Annotated in this window: 9 protein-coding genes and 1 rRNA gene; 1 reads left to right on the top strand and 9 read right to left on the bottom strand. The window is 37.7% G+C overall.

Annotated features, from left to right (window positions below; all coding sequences use genetic code 11):
- From JIN86_RS20535 to hutH, 9 genes are all read right to left on the bottom strand, one after another.
- Positions 1–72: ribosomal RNA gene (locus JIN86_RS20535) — 16S ribosomal RNA — on the bottom strand; the annotation flags it as partial.
- 389 nt (positions 73–461) lie between these two features.
- Positions 462–2,315 carry an SLC13 family permease gene (locus JIN86_RS20530; RefSeq protein ID WP_009373615.1) on the bottom strand — a complete coding sequence of 618 codons (1,854 nt, stop codon included), beginning with the start codon at positions 2,313–2,315 and terminating at the stop codon, positions 462–464.
- Positions 2,316–2,485: 170 nt separating this feature from the next.
- Positions 2,486–3,100 (bottom strand): nicotinate-nucleotide adenylyltransferase, encoded by a 615-nt coding sequence (gene nadD / locus JIN86_RS20525; protein ID WP_202342746.1) that lies wholly within the window; start codon positions 3,098–3,100, stop codon positions 2,486–2,488.
- A 25-nt stretch (positions 3,101–3,125) separates the two neighbouring features.
- On the bottom strand, positions 3,126–4,583 hold the full coding sequence (locus tag JIN86_RS20520) for a nicotinate phosphoribosyltransferase (protein WP_202342745.1): 1,458 nt from the start codon (positions 4,581–4,583) through the stop codon (positions 3,126–3,128).
- Positions 4,584–4,602: 19 nt separating this feature from the next.
- Positions 4,603–5,157, bottom strand: coding sequence for a cysteine hydrolase family protein (locus tag JIN86_RS20515; RefSeq protein WP_004233799.1), 555 nt, complete (start codon positions 5,155–5,157; stop codon positions 4,603–4,605).
- 80 nt (positions 5,158–5,237) lie between these two features.
- Positions 5,238–6,038: an NUDIX domain-containing protein gene (locus JIN86_RS20510; protein ID WP_004233802.1), complete on the bottom strand. Its 801-nt coding sequence runs from the start codon at positions 6,036–6,038 to the stop codon at positions 5,238–5,240.
- A 153-nt stretch (positions 6,039–6,191) separates the two neighbouring features.
- A complete protein-coding gene (hutI, locus tag JIN86_RS20505) occupies positions 6,192–7,469 on the bottom strand; it encodes an imidazolonepropionase (protein ID WP_004233803.1) in 1,278 nt (425 codons plus the stop codon).
- Positions 7,466–9,136, bottom strand: a complete 1,671-nt coding sequence (gene hutU, locus JIN86_RS20500) for a urocanate hydratase (protein ID WP_202342744.1) — start codon at positions 9,134–9,136, stop codon at positions 7,466–7,468. Before hutU ends, hutI begins: the two co-directional genes overlap by 4 nt.
- A gap of 167 nt (positions 9,137–9,303) precedes the next feature.
- Positions 9,304–10,809 (bottom strand): histidine ammonia-lyase, encoded by a 1,506-nt coding sequence (gene hutH / locus JIN86_RS20495; protein WP_202342749.1) that lies wholly within the window; start codon positions 10,807–10,809, stop codon positions 9,304–9,306.
- 290 nt (positions 10,810–11,099) lie between these two features.
- On the opposite strand from hutH, the gene JIN86_RS20490 reads away from it, so the two are divergent.
- On the top strand, positions 11,100–12,554 hold the full coding sequence (locus JIN86_RS20490; protein ID WP_202342743.1) for a helix-turn-helix domain-containing protein: 1,455 nt from the start codon (positions 11,100–11,102) through the stop codon (positions 12,552–12,554).
- Positions 12,555–12,603: the final 49 nt, after the last annotated feature.

Here is a 12,603-nt window from a genome sequence, read left to right as displayed (position 1 = left end):
TGTTCGCTCGACTTGCATGTATTAGGCACGCCGCCAGCGTTCGTCCTGAGCCAGGATCAAACTCTCCATAAAAGAAATTTGATTAGCTCAAATTGTTTTGCTGGCATCATGTTTGATGTCCAAAATTGTGTTTCGTTCACTAGCAAAGCTAGCTACTTAAAAATTTATTGATTACGTTTTGCTTGTTCAGTTTTCAAGGTTCATGTTTTGCTTTATTTTAGCGTGTCACCCTGGCGACTTGTATAATACTACACCCTTATTTTTAAAAGGTCAACACTTTTTAATAAAAAACTTTAATTTTTTTATTATCAAAGTAAAACTTCCTATATTAATAACTATTAAATCTATTAACAAGCTAGCTCAATGTTAGACCATGAACTAGAAAATAATTTTATCATAATTTCCTACAAAAAAATAATAGATCTTAAAAAAACAAAAAACTCGGTAAAGAAACCGAGTTTTTAAAATGGGAAAAAGAACGGGATGGCTATCATCATCACAATAAACATAACAAGTTGTAACGGAACTCCTATTCTTACGAAATCCATAAATTTATAGCCCCCCGCCGTCATTACCAGTGCATTCGTAGGGGAAGCAATTGGCGTAGCAAATGCCATACTTGCTGCAACTGCGACTGCAATCATAAATGTTGTGGGACTAACTTCCATTGCAATGGCTGCACTCATGGCAATGGGTGCAAACAATACAGCAGTTGCCGTATTACTAATAAATTGACCAAAAACAGCTGTCAAAATATAAACTCCTATGAGTACGCCATATGGTCCGAAATCACCTAAAGCATTAATAATACCATCAGATAAAATGGTCATGCCCCCTGTTTTTTCTAACGCTGTCGCCATTGGTAACATGGCAGCTACTAGCACGATACTTTCAAAATTCATATTGTTATAGGCATCTTCCATGTTTCTCAAGCAGCCTGTTAAAATCATAAGTACAGCACCAATTATTACAGAAATGACAGCTGGAAAAATTTCGAAAGCCATCAAAATAATCATGAACAACATAATAATCCCTGCAATTCCAGCCTTGCCTGTTGCTGCTGCTACATTTGCGTGTTCTTTCGGCTGCCCGACAACCACAACATCTTGCGTTTCTCTTGCTAACAAAAGAATTTCATCCCATGCTCCCTGTACTAATATTGCGTCTCCAAATTTTAATTTGTGAGACACCATATCCTGAAGCTTGTAACCACCCTTACGATTAATACCAATGATATTTAGATTGTATTTCTCCCGGAATCCAAGGGAACTAACCGTTTCATTGATAAAGCTCGAATTGGGTGTGAGCAATACCTCTGCAATGCCAAGATGCTTCGATACCAGTTCATCTGCTTCCCCTTCTACTAATCCTTGCATCTCAAGTTGATAATCTTCAACAAAACGACGAATATCTTCTATTTCTCCTTGAACGTATAGCTCGTCCTTGGCATGAATGACACTAGTTGGTCCTGCCATTTCTTGATAAGTCATCGGTAGTAAATTAATGCCCTCCTGTGATTTCCGATGAATTTTCATCATACAAAGCATATACTTAGCTGGTAGTTTTAATTCCGCTAACGATGTTTCAATAATAGGTGACGCCTCAGGAACGGAGATTTTAAATAGACGATTATTTAAATCATATTGCTTAATAATTTTTTTTGGCGAAAGTTTATAACCTTCATTGGTCTGTGTACGGTTTTGATCCTTTGGTAATAAAATATTTCTTACAAGTACTAGATAGGAAATGCCAGCAATCATCCCCACGATACCAATAGGAGTTACTTCAAAAAAGCCAAGTTTGTTATAGCCTCGATCAACCAATAACTGACTGACAATTAAATTGGTTGGGGATGCAATCAGTGTCATCAAACCAGAAAGACTTGCTACATAGGAGAGTGGTAGTAGAAATTTAGAAGGGCTAATTTTCATACTAATTGCTATACTTACAACGATTGGCATCATTAAGGCGACTGTACCCGTATTACTCATAAATGCACCAACCGATCCTACAATAATAAGTAGTAGCACAAATAACTTCAGCTCACTATTGCCTGACCATTTTAGTAAGAGTTGGCCCGCCATGCCTGCCAGGCCCGTACGTAGGATCCCTGCACCCACGACAAATAACCCTGCAATCATTAAAACTACAGAGTTTGAAAAACCAGCTAATGCCTCCGCGGGCGTCAAAATATCCATAACGACAAATGCTAAAAGTGACACAATTGCTACAAGATCTGCTCGTATTTTATTGGTCACAAATGCGAAAATTGTTGCTCCTAAAATAAGAAATGTTAATGTAAGCTGCACATTCATGAATTCCTTTCTAACATTAATCATTATTAAAAATTGACAGCAAAAAAATTGTACTCCATTACTCTTTTTATTATAGCTTACCCTGAGCTCTATATGATAAAATTCACCATCTTTTCAAAATTAAAATAAGTGTGGTAGTCATCCACACTTATAATTGTAGCTTCACTATTTTATTTTTGATAAAGATGATGTTCTTTAATATAGTTGTAACAAGCAGTAGGCAAGAGGTATCTCGGTTCTCCCCCCATTGCAAATTCTTCTCGAATATAGGTAGAGCTAATTTCCATCGCTAGCCCTTTATCTAACAGATGGAATCTTCCATCATCATTATTTCTTAAAATTGGTGAACGACTAATGGTTGATAGCATATCGATGCCATGTCGTGCCATTACAATAAATTTATTCTCCGCTACTAATGCGTCGCCCTTTTTCCATAAACCTGCGCCAATATCCACTAGTAAATCAGCACCCATAATAAAATGCACCTCATCCTCTGGGTTCTTCTCTCTAAAGTATTTCATGGTGTCATATGTGTAGATATTCCAGCCTTCTTGATCCATCTCATAGGAATCTGCGGTAAAACGATCGTCCTTAGCAATAGCTAACTGAAGCATATTCCAACGATGTGTATCGGCTGTTTTTATGGTTTTATCTTTGCGTTTATTTGAACAAGGCAAAAAAATAACCTTATCTAACTTACACCGATGTGCCACAGTGCTTGCTGTCCAAAGATGGACATTGGTAATAGGATCAAATGATGAACCATAAATGCCTATTCTCGCCATCGTCTCTACCTCCTAGCAGTTACTTTTAAATATGTTGTGAAATCTTTTCTTTTATTGCCTGTATGCTTGCCATTTTATTGTCCCAACACGCTTGACTTAAATCGACTGGATATTCTTCCGGATTCATTGTTCGTTTATACTCACACCACAATAAATGTAAGTTTTCCTGTACATATTTTTGTATTTCTTGAATAGTTGGCTCCTCATAAACAATATTTCCATTTTCTATAATACTTTCATGTAACTCTTTCGCCGTAAAATTTGTAACAAATTTACTAATATACGTATGAATAGGGTGGAACATTTTCAATCTTTCTTCTTGCTGGATATTTTCATCATCTAACGCTATATAGTCTCCCTCAGCATGACCATTCTCCGCATTAATAATACGGTAAACACGTTTACGTCCAGGTGTAGTCACTTTTTCAGGATTTGCTGAAATTTTAATGGTATCAACTAGTTCTCCACTTTCGTTTTCTATCGAAACTAATTTGTATACTCCACCAAGAGCTGCTTGATCATAGGCTGTAATCAGCTTAGTTCCGATTCCCCACGCATCAATTTGCGCCCCTTGTGACTTTAAATGCATAATTGTATATTCATCCAAATCATTCGAAGCCATAATTTTGGTTGCTGTAAATCCTGCATCATCTAGCATTTTCCTTGCCTGTTTTGAGAGATAGGCTAAATCTCCACTGTCTAAACGGATACCAATAAAATTAATTTGATTCCCTAACTCCTTTGCTACGCGGATCGCATTAGGAACACCGGAACGTAGTGTGTCATAAGTATCTACTAGGAAAACACAGTCTTTATGTGCTGTTGCGTATTTTTTAAACGCAGTATATTCATCTCGATAGGTTTGAATCATCGCATGGGCATGTGTTCCTGACACAGGAATACCGAATAATTTTCCTGCTCTTACATTGCTTGTTGCAGAGAATCCACCTATATAAGCAGCGCGAGTTCCCCAAATGGCAGCATCAAATTCGTGTGCGCGGCGAGTTCCAAATTCCATTACCACATCCTCACACGTCACTTGTTTGATACGTGAAGCTTTTGTCGCAATCAGGGTTTGATAATTAACGATATTTAACAACGGCGTTTCAATTAATTGGGCCTCTGCTAATGGTGCTTCAATTCGTAGGATAGGCTCGTTAGCAAAGACCAGTTCTCCCTCTCTCATCCCCTTAATTGTCCCTGTAAATTTAAGTTCTTTTAGGTATTCAAGAAATTCCTCGGGATACTTCCCCTCTTCTCGTAAATATTGAATATCGCTTTGAGAGAAACCAAAGTTATTAATAAACTCAATCACTTTTTTCAATCCAGCGAAAACTCCATAGCCATTGCCAAATGGAAGCTTTCTAAAATATAGTTCGAAAACAGCTTTACGTTGATGAACACCATCTTGCCAATAAGTTTGAACCATATTAATTTGGTATAGGTCCGTGTGTAACATGAAACTATCATCTACATATTTCATATTTCCCCCTCCATTCATGTTAAATAATAGTGGCACCTAGAGTATGCTCGAAATGATTTAACGCCCACTCATGTCCAGCTTGATTAAAGGAGGCGACAGCATTTTTATGAATGACGATATCGAACCCTTTATTATAAGCATCCACTGCTGTATGCAGAACACAGATATCTGTACAAACGCCGATTAAATGCAGCTCAGTAATTCCTCTTTCACGCAATTTCAATTCTAAATCTGTTCCTGCAAAAGCAGAATAACGCGTTTTATCAATGTAATAGACAAAATCTTGGTCTTTATTTTTTTCATATAATGAGTTTAATGCACCATATAACTCTCTACCTTCTGTATGACGAATATTATGAGGAGGGAATAGCTTTGTTTCTGGATGATAAACATCTCCCTTTTCATGAACATCTATCGCAAATACTGTAAAATCCCCGTTCTTAATAAACTCCTTTGTTAAATCAACATTTGCATGTTCGAGCAGTTGCCCAGGCTCTCCACAAGTAAGAGCCCCATCCGTCGCAACGAAATCCACTGTATAATCAATATTAATTAGTGCACGCTTTTTCATCATTTCATCACTCCATTTTTTAATTAGTAATACTTAAATTACAAATTACTTTCTTTAAAATAAACAGGAAAGACGGATCTTTCCTAATGATAGATAGACTCTACCATTTCGAAATCATTAAATGTATAGAGCTGGGAAGGCCGAAACGAATTTCTTTTTGTTTTCTTCGGTTTTCCTTCTTCATCCAATGCTTTTTCGATAAATGGTAATTTAGGTGCTTTTGTAAAGAATACGGAATCGTTAGAGATTCGCGGATCTTCTCCAACTGTTAGAAGTACCCGTTGCAATTCGGACAATGTAAACTCTTGTGGTAAAAAGTTTTTGGCAACAGTTGTTTGTATCATATCCCTTTTAATAAAATGCAACGCATCGGAAATGATTTTTCGATGATCGAAAGCTAATGGAAGCGTAAATACACTTTCTATATCGAATAGTTCTACATCATCTGCATCATCATTCGCTTGTCGTTGCTCAATATATGTCTCAGGAACAATGGCATAAAATGCATTCGAAATCATCCAACCACGTGGATCTCGATCAATCTCATCATAAACACCAAAATGTTGAACATGTAAACCTTCTACATTTGTTTCTTCTTTTAATTCTCTCTTTGCTGCAATAAAGGCAGTTTCTTTTTGAATTGCATCTACAAAGCCCCCAGGAAGCGCCCATTTCCCTCCTTCAATATTGGGATTTCCTTCAGCATCCTTAGTAGCACGCTTAATTAACATAATCTTTAGCGTCATGTTGGGCGGTGCTTTTTCCTCTGTTTTCTCTGAGGTAATTGTAAAAATAGCAATATCTGCGGTATATCCATCAGGTGTTAGATATTTTGAAGAATCATAATGTGCAAGCACTTCTTCTTCGGTACGAAACTTTTTCATTGTATAACCCCTTCTATAATTACAAGGTTTAAGTAATTTGTAATTCAATAATTACTATTTATAAGAATTATAATCTTTTAGCAAAGCATTTGCAACTAATTTATAAAAAAAAGCATAAATAAAGCTACTCAGCCTTATTTATGCCCATTATTTTTATTGATCTTTCAGCAGAATTCCGTTTTGTACAACAACCTGCCCATTTTTGATTACTGTATGTGTATGGTTCATGCCGTAGAAATATTGCAGTTGCTTGTAATTCGCAACATCAAGGATAAGTACGTCAGCTTTTTTATGTGCTTCAAGGGAACCAATTTGCTCGCCTCGATTTAGTGCATATGCTGCATTAATTGTTGTTGCCGTTAATACTTCCTCCAATGTCATACCCATATGCATACAAGCTAAATTCATAATGAAGGGTAGACTCATTGTTGGAGATGACCCAGGGTTAAAATCTGTTGATATCGCCACAGGTACTCCCTCGTCAATCATTAGACGCCCTCTTGCAAAAGGTGCACGTAAAAAGAATGCAGTACCTGGCAGCAATACAGCAATTGTACCCGCTTCAGCCATTTTTCGAATTCCCTTATCAGAAGCAACTAACAAATGCTCCGCAGAAATGGCCTCTACTTCCGCAGCCAGCTCGGCGCCTTGATAAGGTTCTATTTCATCCGCATGTATTTTGGGGGTTAAGCCTAGTGCTTTTCCAGCCTCTAAAATACGTCGGGATTGGTCGGGTGTAAAGACGCCCTTTTCACAAAATACATCATTAAATTCAGCCAACTCAAGTTCCGCCACTTTTGGCAGCATCTCATGGACCACAATATCCACAAATTCATCCTCACGCCCCTTATAATCACGAGGAACTGCATGGGCTCCCATAAACGTGCTAATGACATCAATATGATGTGTAGCTTGTAATTCTTTTGCGACCTCTAGCTGTTTCTTTTCCGTTTCCCAGTCCAAGCCATACCCTGATTTTGCTTCAACTGTTGTTACGCCATGCTTTAAAAATACATCTAAATGCTGCATTGTCTTTTTATATAATTCATCAAAGCTTGTTTCTCGTGTACGCTCTGTTGTAGCATGAATGCCGCCGCCTGCATTCATGATTTCCATATAGGTAGAACCATTTAATCTCATATTAAACTCTTGCTCGCGTGTTCCACCATGCACTAAATGTGTATGACAATCCACTAAGCCAGGCATAACAAGCTTACCAGTAGCATCAATCGTTTCTGCTTTCTTTATTAATTCTGGGAAGTCGACTTCTAGTTGTTCATAAGCTCCTACTGCTACAATACGCTCTTCTTCAATTAAAACACTGCCATATTCTATTACTGCAATTTCCTGCATTTGTTCTTTTGTACGTGGCCCTTGTGCATTACTTTTCAGTGTAATTACTTCATTTGCATTTTTTATTAGAATGGTCACTTCACATCACCCTTTAACATTGGTATATGGACACCTTTGTTTTTTGCTGTATTGATAGCAATATCGTAGCCTGCATCAGCATGACGAGCAACGCCCATTCCAGGGTCTGAAACTAATACACGTGCAATTTTTTCAGCAGCAAGCTCTGATCCGTCTGCTACTAAGACTTGACCTGCGTGCTGTGAATAACCCATTCCTACACCACCACCATGGTGTACGCTTACCCAGCTTGCACCACTCGCAGTATTAACAAGGGCATTTAAAATTGGCCAATCCGATACCGCATCCGAACCATCTAGCATCCCTTCTGTTTCACGATTTGGTGATGCTACAGAACCTGAATCTAAGTGATCACGGCCAAAGACAATTGGTGCTGATAATTCACCATTTGCAACCATTTCATTGACCTTTAATGCAAAACGATGACGATCACCATAGCCTAGCCAGCAAATACGTGCAGGTAACCCTTGCCATTTCACCATTTTTTGTGCCATATCAATCCAATTGACTAGCCCCTCATCTTCAGCAAACATCTCTTTTGCCAGTGCATCTGTTTTATATATATCCTCAGGGTTTCCTGAAAGCGCCGCCCAACGGAATGGGCCCTTTCCTTCACAGAATAACGGACGAATATACGCTGGTACAAAGCCTGGGAAATCAAAGGCATTTGTTACACCCATTTCTTTGGCATAGGCACGAATGTTATTCCCATAATCAAATACTTCTGCGCCTGCCTCTTGAAACTCTAGCATTGTACGAACATGCTCTGCCATTGTTTCTTTTGCTTTACGCTCATATGTTTTTACATCCTCTTTGCGAAGTTTTAGCGCTTCTTCAAAGGTCATGCTATTAGGTACATAACCATTAATCGGATCATGTGCAGATGTTTGGTCTGTCACAAAATCTGGAATAATTCCACGATTCAACAACTCACGATTAACATCAGCACAGTTACCAACAAGGCCAATGGATGCTGGCTCATTTTGGTCACGTAATTTATTAACTAATGCAATTGCTTCATCTACAGTTTCTACAATATAATCACAGTAGCCTTCTTTGATTTTACGTTCGATGCGAGCACGTTCAACTTCAACAACTAAGATTACAGCACCAGCCATTTTCCCTGCTAATGGCTGTGCACCACTCATACCGCCCATACCACCTGTAAGGATGAATTTACCACGTAAATCAGCAGTGCCAAATACCTTTTTGCCTGCTTCTACAAAGGACAGATAAGTGCCTTGTAAAATTCCTTGAGCACCAATATAAATCCAACTCCCAGCAGTCATTTGACCATACATCATTAAATCTCTTTCTTCTAATTCATAAAAGTGATCCCAATTTGCCCATGCTGGTACAAGGTTTGAATTGGCAATCAACACTCGAGGGGAATGCTCATGTGTACGGAATACAGCTACTGGCTTTCCAGATTGGATTAATAGAGTCTCATCATTCTCTAATTCTTTTAAAGATGCAATGATTTGTTCATAGCTTTCCCAGTTACGAGCAGCCTTACCAATACCCCCATAAACAATCAGTTCATCTGGATTCTCTGCCACCTCTGGGTCAAGATTGTTCATTAACATACGCATTGCTGCTTCCTGTGTCCATCCCTTACATGTTAGTTCATTTCCACGTGGTGCACGAATATCTGTCTTAAATACCATTCAAAACACGCTCCTTTTCCTATTAAAAATAATGTGAATGTTATTGTCTAAACCTATTAATAACTGAATATTCAGACTTAATAACATATAAATATTTTTAAAGCAGAGGCTACTCGGTGATAACCGAGCGACGCCTTTGCTCTTTTTTATCAAAAATTCAATGCAATTTACACATACTCATTTACTAAATCATTACTTGATAGTAGATATTTAGCCAATGCTTCAATTTCATCGCCAATTGGTTGATCGGCTAGCAATGGTGGACAGAATTCACGCACCTTCTTTAAGAATTTACTTGTAGTAGGAGATAATTGCTCTTCTGCCTTGTCTAAATGAATAGCCTGTGATGCACAAATCAATTCGATAGCTACAACGCGAGCAGCATTATGAACAATCTGACGTACTTGACGTGCCGAAGTTGTTCCCATACTTACATGATCCTCTTGGTTACCTGATGTAGGAATAGAATCTACACTCGAAGGATGTGCTAAAACTTTATTTTCTGAGACAATAGAGGCTGCTGTATATTGAGCAATCATAAGTCCACATTCAATCCCAGGGTTTGTTGCTAGGAATGGTGGTAGCCCTTCATTAAGTTGAGGGTTTACCATGCGTTCTGTACGGCGTTCTGAAATATTGGCCCATTCACATACACCTATTTTCAAAAAGTCCATTGCCAAGGCTATTGGCTGTCCATGGAAATGCCCACCCGATAAAACCTCCCCGCTTTCTAAAACGATTGGATTATCAGTTGTTGCATTCATTTCAGTTTGAACACGGTCCTGTGCGTAGAAAAATGACTGCCAAGAAGCACCATGGACTTGCGGTATACAACGTAGTGAATAAGCATCCTGCATGCGAATTTCACCCTGCTTTGTCACACGTTTACTGCCATCAAGCCACTTACGAATACGCCCGCCCACTAGTTCTAACTCTGGATGTGGTCTTACTGCTAAAAGTGCTGGATCAAATGCCGAGGTAATGCCCTTTAAAGCTTCCAGTGTTAAGCTAGCAGCCATATCCGCTGCAAGACCAATTCGTTCAGCTTCATTGACCGTTAATACACCTATCCCCGTCATAGCTTGTGTACCGTTAACTAATGCTAGCCCCTCTTTAGCTTGAAGTCTAACAGGGGTTAACCCGGCTTGCTTTAGCGCATCACTACCACTCATGATTTCTCCGTTGAACTCAGCCTTTCCTTCTCCCACTAACACTAATGCCAAATGTGATAAAGGCGCTAAATCACCACTTGCGCCAACTGAACCTTGTGACGGAACAATCGGATGAACACCTTTATTAATAAAATTCAACAATAGTTGTACTGTTTCCTCACGAATGCCAGAAAATCCTCTGGCTAAAGCATTGGCACGTAACACCATCATTGCACGTACAACATCTGTTGGGAATGGTTCACCAACACCGGTTGCATCTGATCGTAATAAATTTAGCTGCAATAGCTCAATGTCTTCTTCTTCAATCTTTATATTGCTAAGTTTACCAAACCCTGTATTCACACCATAAATTGTTTGGCCTTCAGCTAAACGCTTTTCGATACGCTCTCTACTTAAACGAATACGTTCTAAACTCTCTGTAGCAAGTGCAACTGTTGCTTGCCCCTTCACGATTTCCTCTATTTGTTGTCTTGTTAATGTATTGCCATCAAGCTCGATGATTGACTTCACATGACATCCCCCTATTCCCTATATGGCTATGTAAATAAGTTATCTTCATTCATATTTTCGTAATTTGAAAACATCAGTATCAAATTTTTTAAGCGTTTTCATATCCAAAGTTGATTTTTGCTGATGATCAATTACTCTATTTACATTGTACTAACTACTTTTTTCAGAATATAGAGAATTTTAATAGAGAAAACAAGACTTTTTTTAGATTACTATGTTATTTTTATTAATAAAACCGTACTTTTATATGAAACTTGAATATTTTAAGAAAGGCTGATGGTATGAAACTGTTATTAATTGATCGCGATCCTACTGACCTAGCAGGAATAAAGTGGTTTTTACATACATACTTCCCTGGAGATGTTTTGATTGAAATGTGTACAAGTATTTCAGAAGTGCCTCAAATTATTCGACAATTTGAACCAGATGCCATACTGTTAAATATCGATTTATTTCCTAATAATCGCCTAGCAGGTCTTTATCGCGATTTACAGAAGCTTTCTGGTGCCATTTTAGCCATGACAACAGAGCCATTATTTAAAAATGCTTTGAAAGCAATTGATTTACAAGTGGCTCATCTTTTTGTGAAGCCTATTGATTTAGAGCTATTAAAGAAAAAACTCACAACCATTTCTCTTCGCACACCCCAGATTACAGAAGATGCGCAAGAGGCTACAAACGATTCCTTTTATAATCAATTATTTTTAGATAATAAATCTGGTTCAATTGAGACAACGATACATTTCACAATGATTGAACCCGAGCATACTGAAACCTTCAATAAGCTTTACAATTGGCTTCAACAGACACCGATTCACTTTCATATGAAAACCTATCCTCTATCTAATAGAATCGTATGTCTTTTTCAAACAAATGATATAAGGATTGTGGAAAAAGATGTACGTACACTTATGAAGGAATGGCGTTTGATTAGTAATAGTTCTTTAAATATCGGCATATATGATGGAACACCTACAACCATTAAAACTATGTATACATTAACAAAGCGTGCACTACATCAAAGTTTTTATGAGGGCTTTGGCCATATTTTTTATGCGAGCAAACAATATGAAACTCAGCCCTTTGATCCCTTACTGACACCAGAAGAGCAACAATTACTAATAAGTAGTTTGGAAGATGGAAACCTAGAGGCCGTTAAAACATTTTTATATCGGCTTTCTAATGAAGGCATATATTATGAGCAAGACGATTTACGCATTCATTTGACGAGTGTCTTAGCACAAATTAGACGCTTTATGCTGAAATATAAATTACATGAAAAAGCGGTTATCGAACAAAACTACCGTCAGCTATTTCACTTAATCATTGAGCATCCTATATTTTATACGATACTCAATGAGATTATTTCTTTCACGCAGACATTAATTGAGTTAGCAACGGTAGCTCGAATAGAGAAACGAGCTGATTATGTTGAACTAGCTATAGAAATAATTGATCAACAATTTAAAGATAGTGCACTGTCTCTTCCCTTTGTTGCTCATAAGCTTGGAATAAGCCCCAATTATTTAAGTACGATTTTCTCAAGAAAACAAGGCTTGCCATTTAAGCGCTATTTACAACAAGTAAGAATTCATCATGCTACAAAAATGCTGCTAGAAACAGATTTTGCTATTAGCGAAATCGCTCATTTAAACGGTTTTGATGATCCAAATTATTTTATAAAATTATTTAAGCAACAAATTGGTATTACACCTAACCGATATAGAAAAAAATAAAAGATTGATTAAAATGATTTTCAATTAGTTGATTTTATTTTCAATAAAG

The sequence above is a fragment of the Lysinibacillus sp. HST-98 genome (genome assembly GCF_016757845.1).
GTDB lineage: Bacteria > Bacillota > Bacilli > Bacillales_A > Planococcaceae > Lysinibacillus > Lysinibacillus capsici.
The sequence above is the reverse complement of the archived record's forward strand: the minus strand, read 5'-3'. Positions and strand labels throughout refer to the sequence as shown.